22 protein-coding genes and 1 pseudogene are annotated in these 22,101 nt (G+C 70.0%); 13 read left to right on the plus strand and 10 right to left on the minus strand.

The window, feature by feature from the left end; genetic code table 11:
• Nucleotides 1–109: 109 nt before the first annotated feature.
• The 4 genes from eat (at nucleotide 110) to IE307_RS36515 (ending at nucleotide 4,253) form a co-directional block, all read left to right on the plus strand.
• A complete protein-coding gene (gene eat / locus IE307_RS36500) occupies nucleotides 110–1,534 on the plus strand; it encodes an ethanolamine permease (protein ID WP_191304000.1) in 1,425 nt (474 codons plus the stop codon).
• 198 nt (nucleotides 1,535–1,732) lie between these two features.
• On the plus strand, nucleotides 1,733–2,491 hold the full coding sequence (locus IE307_RS36505; RefSeq protein WP_191304001.1) for an IniB N-terminal domain-containing protein: 759 nt from the start codon (nucleotides 1,733–1,735) through the stop codon (nucleotides 2,489–2,491).
• A gap of 12 nt (nucleotides 2,492–2,503) precedes the next feature.
• Nucleotides 2,504–3,397, plus strand: a complete 894-nt coding sequence (locus tag IE307_RS36510; protein WP_229905433.1) for an NAD-dependent epimerase/dehydratase family protein — start codon at nucleotides 2,504–2,506, stop codon at nucleotides 3,395–3,397.
• Complete coding sequence (locus tag IE307_RS36515) at nucleotides 3,390–4,253, plus strand: 3-hydroxybutyryl-CoA dehydrogenase (protein ID WP_191304002.1); 864 nt, start codon at nucleotides 3,390–3,392, stop codon at nucleotides 4,251–4,253. Before IE307_RS36510 ends, IE307_RS36515 begins: the two co-directional genes overlap by 8 nt.
• Nucleotides 4,254–4,340: 87 nt before the next feature.
• Here IE307_RS36515 and IE307_RS36520 read toward each other — a convergent pair whose 3' ends face one another.
• The 10 genes from IE307_RS36520 to IE307_RS36565 form a co-directional block, all read right to left on the minus strand.
• Nucleotides 4,341–4,922, minus strand: coding sequence for a GTP-binding protein (locus IE307_RS36520; RefSeq protein ID WP_191304003.1), 582 nt, complete (start codon nucleotides 4,920–4,922; stop codon nucleotides 4,341–4,343).
• On the minus strand, nucleotides 4,903–5,268 hold the full coding sequence (locus IE307_RS36525; protein WP_089913169.1) for a DUF742 domain-containing protein: 366 nt from the start codon (nucleotides 5,266–5,268) through the stop codon (nucleotides 4,903–4,905). The genes IE307_RS36520 and IE307_RS36525 overlap by 20 nt, the downstream gene beginning before the upstream one ends.
• Nucleotides 5,268–5,702: a roadblock/LC7 domain-containing protein gene (locus IE307_RS36530; protein ID WP_090103215.1), complete on the minus strand. Its 435-nt coding sequence runs from the start codon at nucleotides 5,700–5,702 to the stop codon at nucleotides 5,268–5,270. The genes IE307_RS36525 and IE307_RS36530 overlap by 1 nt, the downstream gene beginning before the upstream one ends.
• Nucleotides 5,699–8,041 (minus strand): sensor histidine kinase, encoded by a 2,343-nt coding sequence (locus IE307_RS36535; RefSeq protein WP_308436433.1) that lies wholly within the window; start codon nucleotides 8,039–8,041, stop codon nucleotides 5,699–5,701. The genes IE307_RS36530 and IE307_RS36535 overlap by 4 nt, the downstream gene beginning before the upstream one ends.
• 233 nt (nucleotides 8,042–8,274) lie before the next feature.
• A complete protein-coding gene (locus IE307_RS36540) occupies nucleotides 8,275–9,174 on the minus strand; it encodes an NHL repeat-containing protein (RefSeq protein ID WP_191304005.1) in 900 nt (299 codons plus the stop codon).
• Nucleotides 9,175–9,272: 98 nt separating this feature from the next.
• The gene (locus IE307_RS36545) at nucleotides 9,273–10,115 is read right to left on the minus strand and encodes a helix-turn-helix domain-containing protein (RefSeq protein WP_191304006.1); all 843 of its coding nucleotides are present in this window, start codon (nucleotides 10,113–10,115) and stop codon (nucleotides 9,273–9,275) included.
• A gap of 112 nt (nucleotides 10,116–10,227) precedes the next feature.
• Entirely contained in the window at nucleotides 10,228–10,965 is a 738-nt protein-coding gene (locus tag IE307_RS36550; protein WP_191304007.1) for a hypothetical protein, read from the minus strand.
• Between the two features lie 50 nt (nucleotides 10,966–11,015).
• Complete coding sequence (locus IE307_RS36555; protein WP_191304008.1) at nucleotides 11,016–11,339, minus strand: hypothetical protein; 324 nt, start codon at nucleotides 11,337–11,339, stop codon at nucleotides 11,016–11,018.
• Nucleotides 11,340–11,405: 66 nt separating this feature from the next.
• Nucleotides 11,406–11,660 (minus strand): hypothetical protein, encoded by a 255-nt coding sequence (locus IE307_RS36560; RefSeq protein ID WP_191304009.1) that lies wholly within the window; start codon nucleotides 11,658–11,660, stop codon nucleotides 11,406–11,408.
• A gap of 9 nt (nucleotides 11,661–11,669) precedes the next feature.
• Entirely contained in the window at nucleotides 11,670–13,109 is a 1,440-nt protein-coding gene (locus IE307_RS36565) for a PucR family transcriptional regulator (protein WP_191304010.1), read from the minus strand.
• 140 nt (nucleotides 13,110–13,249) lie between these two features.
• Between IE307_RS36565 and uraH the strand changes: the two genes are divergently transcribed.
• The 9 genes and pseudogenes from uraH to IE307_RS36610 all read left to right on the plus strand — a co-directional run.
• A complete protein-coding gene (gene uraH / locus IE307_RS36570; RefSeq protein ID WP_229905434.1) occupies nucleotides 13,250–13,552 on the plus strand; it encodes a hydroxyisourate hydrolase in 303 nt (100 codons plus the stop codon).
• Between the two features lie 2 nt (nucleotides 13,553–13,554).
• Entirely contained in the window at nucleotides 13,555–14,415 is an 861-nt protein-coding gene (locus IE307_RS36575) for an FAD binding domain-containing protein (RefSeq protein ID WP_191304012.1), read from the plus strand.
• Complete coding sequence (locus IE307_RS36580) at nucleotides 14,406–14,867, plus strand: (2Fe-2S)-binding protein (RefSeq protein ID WP_191304013.1); 462 nt, start codon at nucleotides 14,406–14,408, stop codon at nucleotides 14,865–14,867. The genes IE307_RS36575 and IE307_RS36580 overlap by 10 nt, the downstream gene beginning before the upstream one ends.
• Complete coding sequence (locus IE307_RS36585; RefSeq protein ID WP_191304014.1) at nucleotides 14,864–16,216, plus strand: 8-oxoguanine deaminase; 1,353 nt, start codon at nucleotides 14,864–14,866, stop codon at nucleotides 16,214–16,216. The genes IE307_RS36580 and IE307_RS36585 overlap by 4 nt, the downstream gene beginning before the upstream one ends.
• Nucleotides 16,213–18,399 (plus strand): molybdopterin cofactor-binding domain-containing protein, encoded by a 2,187-nt coding sequence (locus IE307_RS36590; RefSeq protein ID WP_191304015.1) that lies wholly within the window; start codon nucleotides 16,213–16,215, stop codon nucleotides 18,397–18,399. The genes IE307_RS36585 and IE307_RS36590 overlap by 4 nt, the downstream gene beginning before the upstream one ends.
• Nucleotides 18,400–18,418: 19 nt before the next feature.
• Nucleotides 18,419–18,880 carry a nucleoside deaminase gene (locus IE307_RS36595; RefSeq protein ID WP_229905435.1) on the plus strand — a complete coding sequence of 154 codons (462 nt, stop codon included), beginning with the start codon at nucleotides 18,419–18,421 and terminating at the stop codon, nucleotides 18,878–18,880.
• Nucleotides 18,881–18,975: 95 nt separating this feature from the next.
• Nucleotides 18,976–20,382: an NCS2 family permease gene (locus IE307_RS36600; protein ID WP_191304016.1), complete on the plus strand. Its 1,407-nt coding sequence runs from the start codon at nucleotides 18,976–18,978 to the stop codon at nucleotides 20,380–20,382.
• A gap of 55 nt (nucleotides 20,383–20,437) precedes the next feature.
• Nucleotides 20,438–21,520, plus strand: coding sequence for an XdhC family protein (locus IE307_RS36605; RefSeq protein WP_191304017.1), 1,083 nt, complete (start codon nucleotides 20,438–20,440; stop codon nucleotides 21,518–21,520).
• A pseudogene (locus IE307_RS36610) lies at nucleotides 21,417–21,734 on the plus strand (allophanate hydrolase-related protein); the annotation flags it as partial. The gene IE307_RS36605 and the pseudogene IE307_RS36610, both read left to right, overlap by 104 nt.
• Between the last annotated feature and the right edge of the window lie 367 nt (nucleotides 21,735–22,101).

Here is a 22,101-nt window from a genome sequence, read left to right on the forward strand (position 1 = left end):
CCGCGTTCCTCCAAAGGTATGTCTGCGAGCCATTGGCGGGACCATCTTGACACCGCCTGGTGACGAGCGCCACCCTCAACCACTGCTTAAAGGACTATTAGGAGTCCATATGGCCAAGCACGTCGAGTACGAGAAGGTGAGCAGCGACTACCTGGAGCACCGACAGCTCAAAAGAGGCGCGGCGGGGTGGGTCCTGCTGGCCGGGCTGGGAGTCTCGTACGTGATCTCCGGCGACTTCGCCGGGTGGAACTTCGGCCTCGCCCAGGGCGGCTGGGGCGGGTTGCTGATCGCCACGATCCTGATGGCGACGATGTACACGTGCATGGTGTTCGGTCTCGCCGAACTGGCCTCGGCACTGCCCGTGGCAGGCGCCGGTTACGGTTTCGCGAGGCGCGCACTCGGCCCGTTGGGCGGGTACGCAACAGGTGTAGCCATCCTGATCGAGTACGCCATCGCTCCCGCGGCGATCTCGGTGTTCATCGGCGACTACGTCAAAGCACTCGGCCTGCTGGACGCCACGTGGCCCGTGTACCTCGCGTGCTACATCATCTTCGTCGGCATCCACCTCTACGGCGTCGGCGAGGCGCTGCGGGTGATGTTCGTGATCACCGGTGTAGCGGTCGTGGCCCTGGTCGTGTTCGTGGCGGGTATGATCCCGAAGTTCAACGCGGACAACCTCTTCACCGTCGGCGACGGCTCGTTCCTGCCGATGGGCGTGACGGGCGCGTGGGGCGCGATCGTGTTCGCGATCTGGTTCTTCCTCGCGGTGGAGGGTGTGCCACTCGCCGCCGAGGAGGCGCGGGATCCCAAGCGGGACATGCCTCGCGGCATCATCGGCGCGATGGTGGTGCTGCTGGTGTTCGCGGCGGCGATCCTCCTGGTCGCCCCCGGTGGCGCCGGCGCGAAGGCGCTGGAGGCGTCCGGAAACCCGTTGCCCGAGGCGGTGCGCGCGGCCTACGGCGGCGACACGTTCCTGGCGCAGCTGGTGAACTACGTCGGCCTGGCGGGTCTGGTCGCGTCGTTCTTCTCGATCATCTACGCCTACTCGCGGCAGCTGTTCGCGTTGTCGCGCGCGGGATATCTGCCCCGGTGGCTGTCGAAGACCGGCAAGCGCAAGACGCCCTACCTGGCGTTGATCGTGCCCGGCACCATCGGTTTCGTCCTGGCGACCACGATGAAGACGATCGACCCCGTGACCGGTGGCGCGCGGCTCATCAACATCGCGGTGTTCGGTGCGGCGCTGTCCTACGTGCTGATGATGGTGTCGCACATCGTTCTGCGCAAAACGGCGCCTGATCTGCCTCGTCCCTACCGGACTCCTGGCGGTGTGGTGACCACGGGCGTGGCTTTGGTCCTGGCCGTGGCCGCGGTCATCGCGACGTTCTTCGTCGACGAGATCGCGGCCGCCGTGACGGCGGGCATCGTGGTGATCGCCGTCGCGTACTACTGGTTCTACAGCCGGCACCACCTGGTCGCGAACGCTCCGGAGGAGGAGTTCGCGGCCATCGCGAAGGCGGAGGCCGAGCTCGACTGAGCAGGCGAGCGGCGGCACGGGCCTCGTCGGCCGTGCCGCCGCCCCCTAACGAGGTGGGGCATCCCCCTAACGGGTGACCTCAGCCCCTAGGGAGCCCGTCCGCCCGAGATCTAGGGTTCGCACCCGATGCCAGGGGGATGTTGATCTCACTACGGTTGCCGGCGACATCCCCCGACGCGCCGTAGGAGCTCCACTTCCATGATGCAGCAGGACATCCAGCCGGCCACGCCGCAGCAGCCCGTTCAGACCGTCGCGCCCGTGGCGGCCACCCCCGTGGCCGTGCCGCAGGAGGCCCAGCCGGCCACGCTGCAGGAGTTCGCCCTGAACCTCCTGAACGACCCGGCGGCCCTGTCGGCGTTCACCCTCGACCCCGAAGGCGTCCTGGGCTCCTGCGGTCTGAGCGACATCACCCCCGGTGACGTCCAGGAGATCCTGCCGCTGGTGCTCGACGCCGCCTCGATCGCGGACCTCGACGGCGTCAACGGCCTCGTCGGCGACCTGTCCGGTCTCGGCGACGTGTCGGGCACCCTCGACGGCATCACCGGTGTCACGGGCGTCGTCCCCGGCCTCGGTGACGTGACGAGCCTGGGCGGCGTAACTGACCTTGGCGGCATCGCGGACCTCGGCGGCGTCACCGACCTGTCCGGTGTCACGGGTCTCGCCGGCACCGGCGACGTGCTCGGCACGGTGACCGGGGTGGCGGACGTCGGCGGCGTCCTCGGCACCGTCACCGGCGTGACCGACGTCGTCTCCGTCGACGTCACGACGGTCACGACCGTGGTCCACGACGTCGTCCCGGACGTCGCGCCCGTCAGCGACGTGCACGACACCGTCCACGGCGTCGTCGACGGCACCGTCGGGAACGTCCTCGGCGGCGACGTGCTCGGTGGCGTCACCGACCTCGACCTGCTCGACGGCGTCGGCGGCCTGACCGAAGGCCTCGGTCTCGGCCTCTGATCTGATGCTCTGGTGAGCGGACGAGCGTTGATCCTCGGCGGCACGGGCCTCATCGGCCGTGCCGCCGCTCGGCGTTTGAGGCAGGCGGGCTGGACGGTCGACGCCCCCGGCCGCGAGGTCGACCGCGGCGACCCCGGAGCCCTGGCCGCCGCGATGGGCGACGGCGCGGACCTCCTCGTCGACACCCTCTGCTACTCGGCCGCGGACGCCCGGACGCTGCTCCCGTTGGCGCGCAAGGCCCGTTCCGTCGTGATGATCTCGGCCAAGGCCGTGTACGCGGACTCCGCCGGCAGACACGCCAACTCGGAGCAGGCGCCCCGGTTCGACGGCCCGGTCACCGAGGACCAGCCCACACTCGCGCCACTCGACTCGGACCCGTTCACCCGCTCCGGCTACGGCCCGAACAAGGTCGCGGCGGAACGCACGCTGCTCGACAGCGGCCTTCCGGTCACCGTGCTGCGACCGTCCAAAGTGCACGGTCCCGGCAACAAACGCCCGCTGGAGTCGTACTTCGTCGACCGGATCCTCGCGGGGCACAAGGTCGTGGTGCTCGCGGCCCGCGGCGAGGGCGTCGACCACCCGACCGCCGCCGCGAACCTGGCCGCGCTGATCGAGACCGCCGCCCTGAACCCCGGCGCGCGCGTGCTGAACGCCGCCGACCCGGACGCGCCGAACGGCCTGGAGATCTCGCGGATCATCGCGGACCACTTCGGCCACCGGTGGCACGAGATCCTGCTCGACCACTCCGAGGCCGGCCTGCACCCGTGGCGCCGCGGCTTCGTCCTCGACACCACGGCGGCCACGCGGCTCGGCCACCAGCCGGTCGGCGACTACGCGAGCACCGTCCAGGAGACGCTCCGCGACCTCGCGTCGAGCCACTCGTGGCAGGATCGGTCGCGTGAGTGACATTCAACGTGTGGGAGTCGTCGGTTCCGGCCTCATGGGCTCCGGGATCGCCGAGGTGAGTGCACGCGCCGGCCTCGACGTCATCGTCGTCGAGGTCAACGCGGGCGCGGCCGAGGCAGCGCAGGGGCGGATCGCCACCTCGCTCGCCAGGGGCGTCAAGTCCGGCAAGCTCAGCGAGGAAGACCGCGACGCCGCCATCGGCCGCATCCGGTTCACCACCGACATCGGCGAGTTCGCCGACCGGCAGTTCGTGGTCGAGGCGGTCGCCGAGAACGAGCAGATCAAGACCGACGTCTTCACCGCGCTCGACAAGGTCGTGACGGACGAGGACGCCATCTTCGCGTCCAACACGTCGTCCATCCCGATCATGAAGCTCGGCATGGCGACGGGCAGGCCCGAGCAGGTCATCGGCGTGCACTTCTTCAACCCGGTGCCCGTGCTCAAGCTCGTGGAGATCGTGCCGTCCCTGCTGACCGGCGCCACCACGCAGGACCGCGCCGAGGCGTTCGTGCGCGAGACCCTGCACAAGGAGGTCATCCGCTCGCAGGACCGCGCCGGCTTCGTGGTCAACGCGCTGCTGATCCCCTACCTGCTCTCCTCGATCCGCATGCTCGAGTCCGGCTTCGCCTCGGCCGACGACATCGACAACGGCATGGTGCTCGGCTGCGCGCACCCGATGGGCCCGCTGCGCCTCACCGACCTGATCGGCCTCGACACCACGAAGGCCATCGCCGAGTCGATGTACGACGAGTTCAAGGAGCCGCTCTACTCGCCGCCGCCGCTGCTGCTGCGCATGGTGGACGCGGGCCTGCTGGGCAAGAAGTCGGGCCGCGGTTTCCACAACTACGCCAAGTAGGTCTCCACGACGACCTGGCCGCCGTCGAGCCGCGGCTCGCAGGCGAGAGGCCCGCTCCCCGGAGCGGGCCTTCTTCGTGCTGACGGCCTAGACCGCCGCCAGCCGGTTCATCGAGTGCTGGATCAACCCGACCAGCACCGCCTTCGACGACGCGCGGTCCCGCGCGTCGCACAGCATCACCGGGATCTGCTCGTCGAGGTCCAGGGCGTGCCGCACCTCGTCCACCGTGTACATCTGCGACCCGTCGAAGCAGTTCACGGCGACGATGAACGGGATCCCGCGGTGCTCGAAGAAGTCGATCGAGGGGAACGACGAGTCGAGCCGCCGCGTGTCCACCAGCACGACGGCGCCGATGGCACCGGTCGCCAGCTCGTCCCACATGAACCAGAACCGGTTCTGCCCAGGAGTGCCGAACAGGTACAGCACCACCTTGGTGTTGATGGTGATGCGACCGAAGTCGAGGGCGACGGTGGTGGTGTCCTTGCCCTCGATGCCGGCGAGGTCGTCGACGTGCACACCGGCCTCGGTGAGCAGTTCCTCGGTCCGGAGCGGCGGGATCTCGGACACCGACGCGACCATGGTGGTCTTGCCGGTGCCGAACCCGCCCGCGATGACGATCTTGACCGCGGTCGGCACGGTCAGCTGGCCATCAGATCCCACGAACACCATCCAGTACGGCCTGCAGGAGATCCCTGTCGGGGATCTTGGGGGTGGAGGTCTGCACGAGCACGTCACCCCGCTCGATGAGGTCCGACAGCAGGACCTTCACCACGACGAGCGGGACGTCGAGGTAGGCGGCGACCTCGGCGACCGAGAGGGGGCGTGCGCACAGGGCCATGATCTCGCGATGTTCGACCGTCAGCGACGTCTGGTCGGACGCAAACGAGGACGCCCGGACCTGCGTCACGAGGTGAAGGTCGGGCGCGTTCGGCCGGGTGCGGCCGCGCACCATCGCGTAGGGCCGCACCAGCGGCCCCGCGGCCTCGTCGTACCACCAGTCGTCGCGCCCGGTCATCAGCGCGACTCACGCGCCGAAGGGACGGTCGCGGTCTCCGCGCGAGGAGCCGACGAGAGGTACGTGCCCACCCGCTTGACCAGCATGTTCATCTCGTACGCGATCATGCCCATGTCCGCGTCCTCCTCGCCCAGGACGGCCAGGCACGCGCCGTGCCCGGCAGCCGTCACGAAAAGATAAGCATGCTCCATCTCCACGATGGTCTGCCGAACGGCGCCACCACCGAAATGGCGGCCTGTCCCCCTGGCGAGCGACTGGAACGCGGATGCCATCGCGGACAGGTGCTCCGAGTCGTCGCGGGACAGCCCGGCCGACCGGCCGAGCAGGAGTCCGTCCGCCGACAGCACGACCGCGTGGCGGGCGCCGACCACGCGCTGGATGAGGTCCTCCAGCAGCCAGTTCAGTTCGCCGTGCTGGTTGGTGTTGTCCTTCATGACGAGGGGGCTCCTTCTGATCTCCAGTCGTCGGTCAGCCGGGCGTCACGGGTGCCGCGCTGGAACGCGGCGAGCCCGTCACGGGTCCGCTCGGCCGCCCGTTCGCCGGTCACCGGCTCGGCGTGCGACGGCTCCTCCGAGGACTGCATGAGCTGCGGCGCGAGGTTCTGCCGCTTCTTCCTGCGGGGAAGGGGTGCCTTCCCGTCCTTCACCGGAGGTGCCGCGGGGGTGGTTTCGTCCACAGGGGCAACAGCGCTCATGTCAGGTTCTACGAGCGCGTCCAGCCCCGCGTTCAGTGCCTCCTGCACTTCGGGATTCACCTTCACGGGAAAGCTCGGGTGGTCCTCGGCGTGCCCGTGGTACGTGTCGTGGAACGACCGCAACGGCATCTGCGTGGTCTCGGTGATGTCGCCCGCGGTGTTGTGCGGGGCGACGATGTTCGGCGGCAGGACGCACAACGCCACTGTCCCGCCGTAGGGCGAGTCGCGCAGCTCCACCTTGATGCCCCGCCGCGCGGCGAGCCTCGCGACGACGAACAGCCCGAGCCGGGACTCGCCCCGGAACGCCATCGTCTCGAAGTCCGGCGGGTTGGAGAGCTTCGCGTTGGCCTGGAGGCGCTCCTCCTGCGTCATGCCGAGGCCGTGGTCCTCGATCTCGATCACGATCCCGTGCGGCACGGCGCTGGAGTGGACGGTCACCTCCGAGCGCGGCGACGAGAACGCCGTGGCGTTGTCGACGAGCTCCGCGAGCAGGTGCACGGTGTCGGCGACGGCGACGCCCACCAGCGCGCGGTCGGGCACCGGGTTGACCCTGACCCGGACGTACTGCTCGGTCTCGGCGACGGCGGAGCGGATGACGTCGCTCAGGCGCACCGGCTTGCGCCATTGCCGTCCCGGCTGCTCTCCGGCGAGGATGATCAGGTTCTCCGCGTTGCGGCGGGCGCGGGTCGCCAGGTGGTCGAGCTGGAACAGCGAGTCGAGCTGCTCGGGGTGCTCCTCCTCGCGCTCCAGCTTGTCGAGGATCTTGAGCTGCCGGTGCACGAGGCCCTGGTTGCGGTGGGCGATGTCGAGGAAGACCCGGTTCACGCCCTCGCGCGCCTGCGTCTCCTTCACCGCCGCCGCGACCGCCGTGTACTGGGCGGCGTTGAACGCGTCCGCGACCTGGCCGATCTCGTCGTTGCCGTAGTCGAGCGGCGGCATGTCGCGGTGGACGTCGACCTGCTCGCCACCGCGCAGGCGCGCCACGATGTGCGGCAGCCGTTCCTGGGCGAGCCGCAGCGTGTCCTCCCGCAACGACGTCAGCCGCGTGACCAGGGCTCTCGACACGAGCCGGTTCGAGATGCGCAACGCCAGCACGATGCCGACGACGACCGCGAGCAACGCGATCAGGCTGCCGATCAGCACCGCGGCGACCCGGCTGTCGGCCTTGTCGAGGCCCAGGTCGGCGGCGTTGCGGGCCTGGGTGACCGCGAGCCCGACGAGGTTGTCGTGCACCGGCCCGGCCGTCCCGCGCCACTGCTGGTCGGTGACGCCCGCGTCGGCGTTGATGATCCGGCCCTCGAGGTCGAGCAGTGCCCGGTACTCGGTGCTGCCGCGCAACGCGTCGTACTGCGAGCGCGGCTGCTCCAGCGCGAACGGGATCGTGGAGTCGAGGCCCGAGTGGTAGGCGCCGACCAGGCGGGAGAACTCGACGCGTTCCGGCGCGGTGAACGTGCCGTTGAGCAACCCGCGCGACCCGATCGTGGCACCGCGCGAGAGCCAGTCGGCCGCCTGGAAGATCGTGACGGCCGCGACGTTCGCCTGGCTCGCCTCCGAGTCGGGCACCAGGCGCGCCTGCCGGGACAGCAGCGCGACGCCCGAGTCGAGCAGGCCGTTGTAGTAGTCGTAGACCGCCTGGGGGTTCGCGGACCCCGACTCGACGCGGGCGCGCTGCTGCGGCAGTTCGCCGAGCACGGTGTCGAGGGCGTTGATCCGGTCGTTGATGTCCTGCGGCGCGCTGCCGGAGAGGTCGGCGAACGCGGCCCTCATCTTCCGGACGGCCTCGTCGGTGACTTCCTGCTGGCGCTTCAACCCGGCCTTGTCGGCCCCCTGGGTCCCGCTGAGGACCTCAAGGCTTTGCTGGCGTTCCTTCTGCAGACCGGCGAGCGCCTCGACGGACGGGATCGCCGTGCCCTTCACGCCGGACGCGACGGAACGCATGTAGAAACCGTCAAAAAGTGTGTACGAGGAGAAAACGGCCCACATGACCAGCAGCACCACGCTGGGAACGACCACGACACCGGCCAGCCGCGACCGAATGGTCCGGTAGTTGGTCGGTGTGTAACCGCTCTTCTCGTTCACAGCGCTCTCGGTCTCCTGTGTCCCACGGCTAGCGCTGCGGGTTACCTGAGTAACTCCTTCGGCTGTATTTAGGTTACGGCGAGAGATCATCGTTACCCAATGACAGCGATCACACGCTCTACGCGGTGGGAAGGCTACCCAGTCGAGTGAGCGGAGCAACACCCGGTACGGGGGTTCTCACAAGGCAAGAACCCCCGTACGGGCTAGTTCCGTCGTTCGTTCCGCTACCGCCCCTACGGGCGCTCCACCGCGACAACGTTGTAAGTCGTCTCCGGCGTCGGAGGCGTGGTGAACCGGGCATTCGGCAGGTAGAGGCGCTTGCCGAACGCGGCGACCGTCGTGGGAACGTCGAACCGCGCGTCCGTGCGTTCCGCGGCAAGCGTCGCGCCATCACGGCTCAACGTGTACCGCGCGACTTTGTTCAGCCGGTTTTGCACCACGTACAACTGACGTCCCTCACGCAACAGACCGTCACCATTGGTGAGTGTTTGACCGCTCAAATTGATCTCGGTCGATTTACCACTCCGGGGATCGATCCTGAACAACTTTCCGGTGTTGCTCTGCACGACGATCAGACCGCCGTCGAGCCCGGTGACGATCCCGTTGAGGTTCGTCGCGCCGGGGGTGACGACGAGATCGCCCGTCAGCGCGAGCGTGCGGTGCGGCTTGAGGCTCAACGGCACCTCGTAGAGCACCGCCTTGCGCGAGTCGGTGAACCAGGCCGACCTCTCCGTCAGCACCACGTCGTTCACGAACGTGTCCGCGGTCGCGAACTGGAACCGCGCGAGCAGCTTGCCGGAGCGCGTGTCGTAGACCCGCGCGTCGCCGCCGGTGCCGCCCGCGACCCACAGCCGCTTGCGCGCGTCGACCTTCAGGCCGAGCGACGGCGTGCCGGGCCCCTTGGCGAGCACCGTGCCGGCACCGGTGCGCAGGTCGGCCGCGTAGATCGACCCGTCGGCCCGCGATCCGAAGTAGGCCTTGGTGCCGCTGATCGCGATGCCTTCCGGTTGCCACCCGGCGGGCAGGGAGAACTCCGTCGGAAAGTGCTTCGAACCGTCTGCGGTGGCCGGCGCCGCGGCCGTGAGCGAGACGCCCAGGACCGCCGCGAGCAGGACACCGAATCTGCGGTACATGCCGCCTCCTTGCCAGAGGGGATATCTCGGGTTGTGGTGCGTCCCGATCCTGCTCCAGGTGGCGGCCGAACAGGAGATTTCTCAGGATTCCGACATCTCTACAGGTCAGCGGCGGCCTCGGCGAGGAGTTCCAGCGACTCGCCCTCCCCCAGCGCCACCGACCGCAGGGCCGCGAACCGCTGCGCGCACTGCTCGGCCATCCCCTGTTCCTCGACGTACTCGCCCCTCACGAACGTCTCCAGGTACGCCACGTCGTCGTGCTGCCGGTGCGGGAACCCGAGCAACGTGAACGGCGACCCCATCGCCGGATAGGCGCCGGCACCGCGCGGCACCACCCGCACGCTCACCGTCTCGTGCTCGCTGACCTCCATCAGGTGCAGCAGCTGCGCCTTCATCACCCGCGGGCCGCCGACCACCGGCCGCAGCACCGCCTCCGGAAACACCGCCTGCACGATCAGCGGGTCCTTGTCCCGCAACCGCGTCGCCCACGCCTCCCGCACCATCGCGAGCCGTGCGGTGCGCACCGGATCGTCGGTCTGCATCACGGCGTCGGTGTAACCGGGGAGCTGGAAGACCGCCGGAACGAGGTCCGTCGTGAACACGCGCAGCACCGTCGACTCGAACACCAGGTTCGCGAAGTCGGCCGCCGGGTCGAAGTTCACCACGGCGCCCGGCCCGCGTGTGCGCACCCGTTCCGCGTGCTGCGCCCGCAGGACCACCGCCTGCCACTCCGGTGTCGGCACCTTGTAGACGTACCCGAGCGCCATGACGTCCACCGGCGCCGAGGGCTGCACGGCGTTCTCCATCATGGACAGCTTGGCGCTGCTGAAACCCACGCGCTGGCCGGCCTCGACGAGGCTCAGCTCGCGCTCGGAGCGCCACCCGGCCAGCTGACGCCCGATGGCGCGTTCGAGCGTCGTGGCCCGGAAATCCTTCGGCATGACGCGAAGGATATGACCAATTCGGATCCCCGAAAGGGACGGGCGGTGTGGACAACCCTTTACTGCCAACGAAGTTCGTTAGATGGAACGCTCTGCGTTAAACGGGCCCTGCTTACGATTGATAGCGCTTTGCGCGCGCATGAGCACGCACGAGATCATGGAACCGGAACGCGTCGTCACCGACCTCGGTCAGCAACGACTTCTCGACCAGATCGTCCAGCGCGTCCTCGACGTCGCACTCGGGCTCGCCCGCGATCGCCGCCGCGACCGGCACGCCGAACGCCCCCGGCTCCCACGCGCACAGCCGGTACAGTCGCGCCTGCCGTTCTCCCAGCTCCACATAGGACAGATCGAGCAACGGCCCGAGCCGCCCGTCGTCGGCGAGCGGTTCGACCGCGATGTGCCGCGCCTGCGGGAGGTCCAGCCTCGAACGACTCGTGACGAGCACGGTTCCCGACGCGGGCAGCAGCGGCGTCACCTGGTCGGCCGAGTCAGCGTTGTCCAGCAACAGGGTGAACTGCCGCCGCGTGACGAGCCCGCGGAAGACCGCCGCCTCGTCGGCGGGATCGGCGTTGAGCCCGAACGCCCGCAGCACCCGCCCCAGGTCGTGCGCGGCCAGGTCGACGTGCACCTGGGCACCAGATCCCCTGTCCCGCAACCACTTCAGCGCCAGCGCGGTCTTCCCCACCCCGCCCGCGCCGTGCAACACCGTCACCCCGGCCCTGACGCCCGCGAGCTCGGCGTCCCTGCCGACGAAGTGCCGCGGCGGCGCCGGTGGCCGGAACCGCGGCGGTACGTCGTCGCGCCCCCTGACGACCCCGGTGGCGCCGACTGCCACAACTCCACTCATCACCCGCACCTCCCCAACACGTTGAAGTTACGGGCTTTCCTCGTCTTTCATCAGACGGCCATAGAGTGATCGCACGTGAGCGCGGCCCCGGTCCTCGACGTCGACGACCTCACCTGCCGCCCGTTGACGATGATCTTGCACGTGAGCTCGCCGCGCACGCCCTCGAGCCGGATGACGACCCTGCCCTTGCGCTTGCCCATGCGCTCGAAGGGCATGTCGGGGTTGCGCAGGGTGCGTTCCTCCTCGCCGGGGAACGTGTAGCTGAGCCGGTCGGTCGTGCCCGATCCCTCGACGACCACGCGGATGGTGGGCGCTGCCGCGCAGCCGGTGCTTCCGGCCAGCAACAGGCCCACGAGTAAAGCGGCGGTCTTCATGCCCCGAACGGTAGGAAGCCCGGAGGCGCTCCGGCATCAGCCTGAAGGCTCAAGCGGTATCAGCCATCAGAGTGACAACCCCTGATGCTTCAGGCACTCCTCGACCCTGAACCGCTCGACCTCGCGGTCCAGCCCCTCGGGCAGCGCGCTCAACCGGTGCTCGACGCCGAGCGCCCCGCAGGCCTGGACGAGCAGGGCGTCGTAGGCCTGACGAGCACCGATCTTCTTGGCGGCCGACGCGCCGGGCGCGAAGCACGCCCGTGCCCGGCGCACGCGACGAAGGTCGGCCGCGATTTGTTCGATCGGCCGATGTTCGGACACCGGTTCACGCTACCCCGCCTGCAACGCGAGGAAGAGGTCCACGCGCGCCTCGAACTCCGCCAGGTCGGCGCCGAGCAGCTCCTCGACGCGTCCCACCCGGTACCGCAACGTGTTCACGTGGACGTGCAGCCGGGCGGCCGCCGCGGTCCACGAGCCCGAACAGTCCAGGAACACCTTCAGGGTGCCCACGAGGTCCGAGCCGTGTTCGGCGTCGTAGTCCAGCACCGGGCCGAGCAGCCGCCGCCGCAACGACGTGCGCAACTCCTCCGGCACGCCCGCGAGCAGCAGTTGGTGCAGTGCGATCTCCTCGCCCGCCACCACGCACGTGCGTCCGCCACGGCGCTCTCCCAGCCGGCGCGCGTGTGCGGCTTCCTCCGCTGCGCCGCGGAGACCCCGGGACGCGACAGGAGAGCTGATGCCGACGAGCACGCGGGTCGAGCCGAGGCCCGGTTCCATCACGCGCATGGCCTCGCGGAGGTCGTCGGGCATCGAGTCTCCCGCCTTCGCGATGGCGCAGACGGTGTCGCCGACGGGGGTCACGAGTGCCTGCGGCAGGGCCTCCTCCAGCACGGCGGCCGCCAGGTCGGTCCGCTGGTCGGACGTGACGGCGCTGATCACCCTCAGCTGGGCGCGTTCCAGGCCGGCGGCCGCGAGACGGGACTCCAGGTCGGCCGACCCGTTCAGCACGGCGGAGACCAGGGGCGCGGCGGTGCGGTTCTCGATCTGGCGGCCCTGCGCCTCGCGGAGCCGTTCCAGGCCGACCAGCGACGCCAGCTCGGCGGCCGCCTCCTGCTGCACCGAGCCGCCGACGACGAGGATCCAGCTGGTGAGCCGGTTGCCGCCGCGTTCGGACACGGGCACCAGCGTGACGCCCCTGACCGTCTTGGGCAGCCGGTCGGCCTGCAGGAACTCCTTCACCAGGGTCAGGCGCTCCGGCAGCTCGCCGCCCGCGACGACCCGTCCCGCCGTGGACAGCACCCAGCACGGCTCCCCCAGCTCGTGGCTGCCGGCGAGCAGCAGCGCGGGCAGGCCGGAGCCCTCCGCGACGACGTTGAGCAGCCGGCGGTGGCGCGAGAGCCCGACGAGTTCCATCGAGACGCGTTCGGTGATGGTCGCGAAGGAGAGGTCGACGGGCACCTCGAGCAACGGCACGTGGTGGCGGAGGCAGGCGTCGACGAGGTCAAAAGGTAGCTCTCGGTTCTCCGTCTCGGACGCGGCCAGGCCGGCGACGCGGGCCGTGGCGAGCGAGCGGACGAACCTCTCGGAGTCCTGCGGGCCGTGGTGCCAGAGCAGGCCGGACAGCACGAGCTCCCCGCCGGACAGGTACCGGCTGGGGTCGGGCAGCTCCGTTCCGTACACACGCGTGACCGTGCGGTCGAGCTGGTCCTCACCGGTGTGCAGGCTCAGGCGCAGTTCCGGCATCTGCAGCAACGTCCGCAGCAACAACATGGCAGGTCACTTTCGTCCATTCGTGTTTGTAGGAAAGCACAAATCCCCGTCGTGCAGGAGCCCGGTGATTCATGTACTCCTGCCGTAGAGGAAGGCAGCCGTACCTCTGTGTACTGGCTCACAACGAGAGGGGAGGGCGAGTGACGATCTCCACGCACGTGCTGGACGCGGCGCGAGGCAGGCCGTTCGCGGGCATCGCGGTGTCGTTGCAGCGCCGCGACGGGACCGAGGTGGCGCGCGCCGAGACGGACGCCGACGGCCGGATCACCGGATGGGGTGACGGTCTGGAGGCCGGCGTGTACCGGCTGGTGTTCGACACGGCGGAGGCGGCACCGTTCTTCCCCGAGGTCGTGCTCACGTTCGACCACTCCGATCCGGCGCAGCACTACCACGTGCCGTTGCTGCTCTCGCCGTTCGCCTACTCCACCTACCGAGGTAGCTGACGATGGACTTCCTTCGACCGGAAACGCTCGCCGAGGCGTTGGAGCTGAAGGCTTCGAGGCCGGACGCCGTGCCGATCGCCGGCGGCACCGACGTCATGGTGGAGCTGAACTACGACCACCGCAGGCCTTCCGCCCTGCTCGACCTGACACGGGTCCCCGAGCTCCAGCAGTGGTCCGGCGGGCTGCGGGTCGGCGCGGGCGTGCCGTACGTGCGGATCATCGACGAGCTGGGCGACCAGCTGCCGGGACTCGCCATGGCGTCGCGCACGGTCGGTTCGCCGCAGATCCGCAACCGCGGCACGGTCGGCGGCAACCTCGGCGCGGCCTCTCCCGCCGGGGACACGCACCCGGTGCTGCTGGCGTCGGACGCGGTCGTCGAGGTGGCCTCCGTGCGCGGCACGCGGATGATCCCCGCGGCCGAGTTCTACCTGGGGGTGAAGCGGAACGCGCTGGAGCCCGACGAACTGATCGTGGCCGTTCACCTGACGCCTGCCCAGGGGCCGCAGCAGTTCTCCAAGGTCGGCACGCGCAACGCCATGGTGATCGCGGTGTGCTCGTTCGCGATCTCGCTGTTCCCCGACGAGAACCGGGTCGGCGCGGCGGTCGGATCGGCCGCCCCGACACCGCGGCGGGCACTCGAGGCCGAGCAGTTCCTGGCCTCGGCACTGGACTTCAAGGCGCCGAAGCCGTTGCTGGACTCGGTGAAGCGCGAGTTCGGCGAGCTGGTCTCGCGGGCCGCGTCTCCGATCGACGACGTGCGCGGGTCGGCCGCGTACCGCAAGCACGCACTGGCCGTGATGGCACGCAGGACGCTGGGCTGGGCCTGGCAGGAACTCTTGGACGGGGAGCGGGCATGCGCGTGAACGTGACGGTCAACGGCGAGCAGCGCCAGGCCGACGACGTGTGGGAGGGCGAGTCGCTGCTGTTCGTGCTGCGCGAGCGGCTCGGGCTGCCCGGCTCGAAGAACGCCTGCGAGCAGGGCGAGTGCGGTTCGTGCACGGTGTACCTGGACGACGTGCCGGTGTGCGCGTGCCTGGTCGCGGCCGGGCAGGTGCAGGACCGCGAGGTGCGCACGGTCGAGGGACTCGCGGACGGCGACTCGCTGGACCCCGTGCAGGAGGCGTTCGTCGAGGCGGGCGCGGTGCAGTGCGGGTTCTGCACGCCCGGTCTCGTGGTGCAGGCGCACGACCTGCTGGACCGCGTGCCGAACCCGTCGGACCCCGAGATCCGCGAGGCGCTGGCCGGGAACCTGTGCCGCTGCACCGGGTACGAGAAGATCCTGGACGCCGTGCGACTGGCTGCGTCGCGCCGATGATCGTCCTCGACCGCTGCGCGGTGTCCACTGTGGATCCGGCCGGGACCGAGCACGCGTCCGGGCACGTCGTGGTCGGCGGCGGGCGGATCCGGTCCGTCGGATCGGGTCCTGCTCCCCGGCCCTCCGAGGAGCACACCTACGTCGACGCGTCGTCGTGCCTGGTCACGCCGGGGCTGATCAACACGCACCACCACCTCTACCAGTGGGCGACGCGGGGTCTCGCCACGGACGCGACGCTGTTCGAGTGGCTCACCACGCTGTACCCGGTGTGGCGTGGGCTCGACGACACCGTGACGCACGCGGCGGCGTCGGCCGGCCTCGCGAAGCTGGCGTTGACGGGCTGCACGCTGGCCGCCGACCACCACTACGTCTTCCCCTCCGGCGGCGGCGACGTGTTCGACGCGCTGGTGTCGGCGGGCCGGCGGATCGGCATCCGGTTGGAGGCGATCCGCGGGTCGATGGACCGGGGCGAGTCGCAGGGCGGGCTGCCGCCGGACAACCTGGTCGAGGAGACCGAGGCCGCGCTGATCGCGACCGAGCGGGCGATCGGCGACTACCACTCGACCGCCGACGACGCGCTGGTGCGCGTGGCGGTCGGGCCCTGCTCGCCGTTCTCGGTGTCGAAGGAGCTGATGACCGGGGCCGCCTCGCTGGCCCGCCGTCACGGCGTCCGCCTGCACACGCACCTCGCCGAGACGATCGACGAGGAAGAGCAGTGCCTGGCGGAGAACGGGTGCACACCGACCGAGTACGCCGAGCAGCTGGGCTGGCTGGGGCCGGACGTGTGGCTCGCGCACACCGTGCACCTCAACTCCGACGCCGTTAAGCGGCTGGGAGCGACGTCGACCGGGTCCGCGCACTGCCCGACGTCGAACGGGCGGCTGGGCACGGGGATCGCTCCGGTGCGCGACCTGCTGGACGCCGGCGCGCCGGTCGGGCTCGGCGTCGACGGGGCCGCGTCCAATGAGGACGGAGGTCTGGTGGTCGAGCTGAGGTCGGCTCTGCACCAGGCACGTCAGCGCGGCGGGCCGGGTGCGATGGACGCCCGCAAGGCGTTGTGGATGGGCACGATGGGCGGCGCTCAGGTGCTGGGCCGCGCCGGCTCGCTGGGCTCGATCGAACCGGGCAAGGTCGCGGACCTCGCCGTGTGGGACCTGTCCGGAATGGACCACGCCGGGATCGCGGACCCGGTGGCGGCACTGGTGCTCGGCACTCCCCCGCCGTTGAAACTGTTGGTCGTCGGCGGTGAGGTCGTGGTGCGGGACGGTGTCCTGCTCACGGCGTCCACCGACGAGCTGGCGCGGGAGCTCTCCGCCGCCAGCCTGAAGCTCCAGGAGGCAGCGCGATGACCCTCACTCCCGCCGAACTCACCTCCGCGGTTTCGGGTGGCATCGGGACGTCACCGCAGCGCCCGGACGGCAACCTCAAGGTGCGCGGCGAGTTCGCCTACGCGTCCGACCTGTGGCACGAGGACATGATCTGGGGCGCGACCCTGCGCTCACCGCACCCGTACGCCCGCATCACGTCGGTGGACATCACCGAGGCGTTGAAGGTGCCGGGCGTGTACGCGGTGCTGACCCACTCCGACGTGCCCGGCCGCAACCTCTACGGGCTGGAGCACAAGGACCAGCCGGTGCTGGCCGTGGACGTCGTGCGCTACCAGGGCGAGCCCATCGCACTCGTGGGCGCGGACCACCCGGAGACCGCGCAGCGGGCGATGAAGAAGATCGTCGTGACCTACGACGTGCTCGAACCCGTGGTGGACATGGAGACCGCCGCCGACGACACCCCGTTGCACCCCGGCGGGAACCTGGTGCGGCACGTGCCGATCCGGCGCGGCTCGCAGGACGTCGAGGCCGAGGTCGTGGTGACCGGGCGCTACGAGGTCGGCATGCAGGACCAGGCGTTCCTCGGGCCGGAGTCCGGGCTCGCGGTGCCGGCCACCGACGGTTCGGTGGACCTGTACATCGCGACGCAGTGGCTGCACGTCGACCGCGACCAGATCGCGGCCGCCCTCGGGTTGCCGCAGGAGCAGGTGCGGCTGACGCTGTCCGGCGTCGGTGGCGCGTTCGGTGGCCGCGAGGACCTGTCGATGCAGGTGCACGCCTGTCTGCTGGCCCTGCACACCGGCAAGCCCGTGAAGATGGTCTACAACCGCGAAGAGTCGTTCTACGGGCACGTGCACCGGCACCCGGCCGTGCTGTACTACGAGCACGGCGCCGACCACACCGGCAAACTCGTCTACGTCCGCACCCGCATGTACTTGGACGGCGGCGCTTACGCCTCGTCAACGCCCGCTGTCGTGGCCAACGCCGCGACGCTGGGCGTCGGACCGTACGAGGTCGACAACGTCACGATCGACGCCTACGGCCTCTACACGAACAACCCGCCGTGCGGTGCGATGCGCGGATTCGGTGCTGTGCAGGCAGGTTTCGCCTACGAGTCCCAGATGGACAAGCTGGCCGAGGCGCTGGGCATGTCACCGGTCGACGTCCGGGTGCGCAACGCGATGACCGAGGGTTCGGTCATGCCGACGGGCCAGGTCGTCGACTCGGCCGCACCCGTCGCGCAGTTGCTGAAGCTGGTGCAGGACAAGCCGTTGCCCGCCGGCACGTCCTCGGACATCCGCGAACTTCCCGGTGGCGTCTCGAACACCACGCACGGCGAGGGCGTCGTCCGCGGCGTCGGGTTCGCGGTCGGCATCAAGAACATCTGCTTCTCCGAGGGCTACGACGACTACTCGACCGCCCGCGTCCGGGTCTCGATGGTCAACGGGGAGCTGGCCGCCGCGGTGCACACCGCCGCGTGCGAGGTCGGCCAGGGCCTGGTGACGATCATGCAGCAGATCGTGCGGACCGAGCTCGGCATCGAACGCGTGACCGTGCTGCCGATGGACACCACGATCGGCAACGGCGGCTCGACCTCGGCCTCACGCCAGACCTATGTCACCGGTGGTGCGGTGAAGGCCGCCTGTGCTCTTGTTCTGGCGCGTTTGGACGGTCGCACCGACATCGGCGACGAGATCATCGACGAGACCACCGAGTGGCGGCACCGCGCGACCGAGGCGCTCGATCCCGAGACCGGTCAGGGCAACGCGCACGTCCAGTACGGTTTCGCCGCTCACCGCGCCGTCGTCGACGTGGACGTCGACCTCGGCCTGGTGCGGGTGGTCTCCCTCGACTGCGCGCAGGACGTGGGCCGTGCGCTGAACCCGCAGGCCGTGGTGGGCCAGATCCAGGGCGGTTCCGCCCAGGGCCTCGGTCTCGCGGTGATGGAGGAGATCCAGACCTCCGGCGGCAAGGTGCGCAACCCGTCCTTCACCGACTACCTCATCCCCACCGTGCTCGACATGCCGCCGATGAGCATCGACGTGCTCGAGCTCGCCGATCCCCACGCCCCGTACGGGATCCGTGGCGTCGGCGAACCGCCCACCATCTCGTCGACCCCGGCGATCGTGGCGGCGATCCGCGCGGCGACCGGCCTGGCGCTCACCCGCGTCCCGGTCCGCCCGGAACACCTCACCGGTACCTGAGTTTCTTGGAGTTTCTGCTGTGAACGCACATCTGCTCGCCACCATCGACCTCGCCACCCAGAACGTGGCCTCCGGTGGGGGCCCGTTCGGCGCGATGATCGTCCGCGACGGCGAGGTGATCGCCACCGGAGTGAACCAGGTGACGCCGAACCTCGACCCCACCGCCCACGCCGAGGTGGTCGCGATCCGCGCGGCCTGCCAGGCGATCGGTGATTTCCGCCTGACCGGCTGCACGCTGATCTCGTCGTGCGAGCCCTGCCCCTTGTGCTTGTCCGCCGCGCTCTGGGCGCGCGTGGACAAGGTGATCTACGCCGCCGACCGCCACGACGCGGCCGCGGCCGGGTTCGACGACCGGGAGTTCTACGAGCTGTTCGGCAAGCCCCGTTCCGAGTGGGACCTGCCTGTGCACCAGATCTCCACCGGCGAGAACAACGCCCCGTTCACAGCGTGGATGTCTCTCGCGACCCGTATCGATTACTGACGGCCACAAGCCTGTCTAGCTGACCGGAGCTTGCACTTGCTTAAACGCGTTCCGGCGTTGGAACGCGCCCACCGGCATGGGAAAGGCCGTCCTCCATGACCCAGTTACGGAGCCGACAACCGACGTCGGCCCTCGACCAGTTCTTCCGCATCACCGAACGTGGCAGCTCTTTGGGCCGTGAGGTGCGCGGTGGCATCACGACGTTCGTCGCGATGTCGTACATCGTGCTGCTGAACCCGTTGATCCTCGGCGCGTCCGCGGACATCACCGGCGCCAAGCTCACCATCGCCGAGATCACCACCGCGACGGCGCTGGCCGCCGGCGTGATGACCGTCCTCATGGGACTCGTCGGCAACGCGCCCCTCGCCATCGCCGCCGGACTCGGCGTCAACGGCGTGGTGGCCTTCCAGATGGCGCCGACGATGACGTGGGCGCAGGCCTTCGGTCTCGTGGTGCTGGAAGGCATCTGCATCGTGATCATGGCCGCGTCGGGGGTCCGCGAGCGGATCATCAACGCGATCCCGGAGCCGTTGAAGATCGCGATCACCGTGGGCATCGGCCTCTACATCGCTTTGGTGGGACTGGTCTCGGCCGGTTTCGTGACCCGCACGCCGGACGCGGCCCACTCCACGGTGCCGGTGCGGATGGGCGTAGACGGCCACCTGAGCGGCTGGCCGATCGCGATCTTCTGCCTGGGTCTGCTGCTGATGATCGTGCTGCTGGCGCGCGGCGTGCCCGGTGCGGTGCTGATCAGCATCGTGGTGGCCACCCTCGTCGCCATCGGCGTGAACGCCGCGTTCGACGTGCAGGGCTGGGGGCTCGTGACCCCGTCGCTGCCCTCGTCGGTGGTGAGTTCGCCGGACTTCGGCCTGTTCGGACGTGTGGACCTGTTCGGCGGCTTCGTGTCCGCCGGGGTGATCGCGGCGACGATCTTCCTGTTCACCCTGGTGCTGTCCGGCTTCTTCGACGCCATGGGCACGATCACCTCGGTGTCCGACGAGGCGGGTCTCACCAAGGACGGCAAGGTCGAGGGCATGGGCAAGATCCTCATGGTCGACGGCGCCGGCGCGATCGCCGGTGGCGTCACGGGGTCCGCCCCGAACACCGTGTTCCTGGAGTCGGCCGCGGGCGTTGGCGAAGGCGCCCGGACCGGCCTGGCCTCGGTGGTGACCGGTGGACTGTTCCTGGTGGCACTGCTGTTCACACCGCTGGCGACGGTCGTGCCCGCACAGGCGGCGGCACCGGCTCTGGTGGTGATCGGCGGGCTGATGATGACCCAGATCCGTCGAATCCCCTGGCAGGAAACGGATTACACGATCCCGGTCTTCCTGACGATCGCCATCATCCCGTTCACCTACTCGATCACCAACGGCATCGGCGCCGGGCTCGTGTCCTACGTCGTGCTGCGCATCTGCAAGGGCCGCTGGCCGGGCTGGCTGATGACCGGCCTCGCCCTGATGTTCGCCGTGTACTTCGGCGTGGACCTGATCAGCGGCAAGTGACGTGCGGCCCGGCCGGGCGGCCACCCGGCCGGGCCGCGTTCCCGAGGAGGACTGGATGCGTGACCTCGCTTCGACATTGCTGTCGTGGGACCGGTTCGCCGTCGCGTCGGTGGTGGCCGTGCGCGGCAGCGCGCCCCGCCCGGTCGGCGCCGCGATGGCCGTCGGACCCTCGGGCGAGGTGATCGGCAGCGTGTCCGGCGGCTGCGTGGAGGCCGAGGTGTACGACCTGGCGTGCCAGGTGCTTGCGAGCGGTGTCCCCGCGCTCGCCTCGTTCGGCTACTCCGACGACACGGCGTTCGCGGTCGGCCTCACCTGCGGCGGTTCGCTGGACGTGGCGGTGCAGCGCGATTCCCCGTCCCTGCGCGCGGCCCTGCAGGCCTCCTCCGACGGAGTTCCGGTGTCGGTGCGCTTCGAAGCCGAGGGGCGGGTCTTCACCGAGTCGTGGCTGCCACCTCCGCGCCTGCTGGTGTTCGGCGCCATCGACCACGCCGCCGCCGTGGCCGAGATCGGCCGTTTCCTCGGCTATCACGTGACCGTGTGCGACGCACGCCCCGTGTTCGCCACTCCCGAACGTTTCCCCGCGGCGCACTCCGTCGTCGTCGACTGGCCGCACCGCTACCTCGCGTCCACCCGCACCGACCCGTCCACCGCCGTCGTGGTGCTGACCCACGACCCGAAGTTCGACATCCCCGTGCTGACCGAGGCCCTGTCGCGCCCGTTGGCGTTCGTCGGCGCGCTGGGCTCCCGCCGCACGCACCTGGAAAGGCTCGCACGGCTGCGCGAGGAGGGCGTCCCGGAGGAGTCGCTGGCGCGGCTGCGCTCCCCCGTCGGCCTCGACCTGGGCGGCCGCACCCCCGCCGAGACCGCCGTGTCGATCGCCGCCGAACTCGTGGCCGTGCGGCACGGCGGCTCCGGCCTGCCCCTCTCGGCGCTGTCCACCCCCATCCACCGAACCCTGGAGAGTCATGGCACTGATCTTCCTCAACGGCGGCGGCATGAAGGGCGGCCCGCTGCACTCCCAGCTCCAGGGCACACCGATGGTGTGCCGGGCCCGCAGTGCGGCCAGGTACCGCTACTTCTCGGTGCGGGGGAAGTTCCCCGCGATGCACGAGTCGGGCTCGGCCTCGGTCGTCGGTGAGCTCTACGACCTGCCGCTGAAGGTGCTGCGCGACCACCTGGTCCCCGCCGAACCCGCCGAGCTCGAGATCGGCGTCATCGAGCTGGAGGACGGCAGCGCCGCCCTGGCCACCGTCCTGCGGGACGCGATGGTCGACCCGCTGCTCCAGACGGGTGACATCCGGGACATCTCGTATCTGGGCGACTGGCGGGAGTTCCTCCATCGCGAGGGGTGAGGGAAGTGGCATCGGGGGGTGCCACGGCAAGGGGGAGTTGCCGAAGGCGGCGGGACCGACCGAAGTGGTCCCGCCGCACGGGTCTCCCAGCGCCCGTCCCCAGCGCCTGTCCCCAGCGCCCGTTGCCCAGCGCCTGTCCCCAGCGCCTGTCCCCAGCGCCCGTTGCCCAGCGCCTGTCCCCAGCGCCTGTCCCCAGCGCCCGTTGCCCAGCGCCCGTTGCCCAGCGCCCGTTGCCCAGCGCCCGTTGCCCAGCGCCCGTTGCCCAGCGCCCGTTGCCCAGCGCCCGTTGCCCAGCGCCCGTTGCCCAGCGCCCGTCCCCAGCGCCCGTCCCCAGCGCCCGTCCCCAGCGCCCGTCCCCAGCGCCCGT

The organism is Lentzea cavernae (genome assembly GCF_014653695.1).
Taxonomy (GTDB): domain Bacteria; phylum Actinomycetota; class Actinomycetes; order Mycobacteriales; family Pseudonocardiaceae; genus Lentzea; species Lentzea cavernae.

What these genes read in the sequence shown, in the direction of transcription:
- eat (WP_191304000.1), top strand. Translation starts at nt 110, where the DNA reads ATGGCCAAGCACGTCGAGTACGAGAAGGTGAGCAGCGACTACCTGGAG.
- IE307_RS36505 (WP_191304001.1), top strand. Translation starts at nt 1,733, where the DNA reads ATGATGCAGCAGGACATCCAGCCGGCCACGCCGCAGCAGCCCGTTCAG.
- IE307_RS36520 (WP_191304003.1), bottom strand. Translation starts at nt 4,922, where the DNA reads ATGGTGTTCGTGGGATCTGATGGCCAGCTGACCGTGCCGACCGCGGTC.
- IE307_RS36525 (WP_089913169.1), bottom strand. Translation starts at nt 5,268, where the DNA reads ATGACCGGGCGCGACGACTGGTGGTACGACGAGGCCGCGGGGCCGCTG.
- IE307_RS36530 (WP_090103215.1), bottom strand. Translation starts at nt 5,702, where the DNA reads ATGAAGGACAACACCAACCAGCACGGCGAACTGAACTGGCTGCTGGAG.
- IE307_RS36540 (WP_191304005.1), bottom strand. Translation starts at nt 9,174, where the DNA reads ATGTACCGCAGATTCGGTGTCCTGCTCGCGGCGGTCCTGGGCGTCTCG.
- IE307_RS36545 (WP_191304006.1), bottom strand. Translation starts at nt 10,115, where the DNA reads ATGCCGAAGGATTTCCGGGCCACGACGCTCGAACGCGCCATCGGGCGT.
- IE307_RS36550 (WP_191304007.1), bottom strand. Translation starts at nt 10,965, where the DNA reads ATGAGTGGAGTTGTGGCAGTCGGCGCCACCGGGGTCGTCAGGGGGCGC.
- IE307_RS36555 (WP_191304008.1), bottom strand. Translation starts at nt 11,339, where the DNA reads ATGAAGACCGCCGCTTTACTCGTGGGCCTGTTGCTGGCCGGAAGCACC.
- IE307_RS36565 (WP_191304010.1), bottom strand. Translation starts at nt 13,109, where the DNA reads ATGTTGTTGCTGCGGACGTTGCTGCAGATGCCGGAACTGCGCCTGAGC.
- IE307_RS36575 (WP_191304012.1), top strand. Translation starts at nt 13,555, where the DNA reads ATGGACTTCCTTCGACCGGAAACGCTCGCCGAGGCGTTGGAGCTGAAG.
- IE307_RS36580 (WP_191304013.1), top strand. Translation starts at nt 14,406, where the DNA reads ATGCGCGTGAACGTGACGGTCAACGGCGAGCAGCGCCAGGCCGACGAC.
- IE307_RS36585 (WP_191304014.1), top strand. Translation starts at nt 14,864, where the DNA reads ATGATCGTCCTCGACCGCTGCGCGGTGTCCACTGTGGATCCGGCCGGG.
- IE307_RS36590 (WP_191304015.1), top strand. Translation starts at nt 16,213, where the DNA reads ATGACCCTCACTCCCGCCGAACTCACCTCCGCGGTTTCGGGTGGCATC.
- IE307_RS36600 (WP_191304016.1), top strand. Translation starts at nt 18,976, where the DNA reads ATGACCCAGTTACGGAGCCGACAACCGACGTCGGCCCTCGACCAGTTC.
- IE307_RS36605 (WP_191304017.1), top strand. Translation starts at nt 20,438, where the DNA reads ATGCGTGACCTCGCTTCGACATTGCTGTCGTGGGACCGGTTCGCCGTC.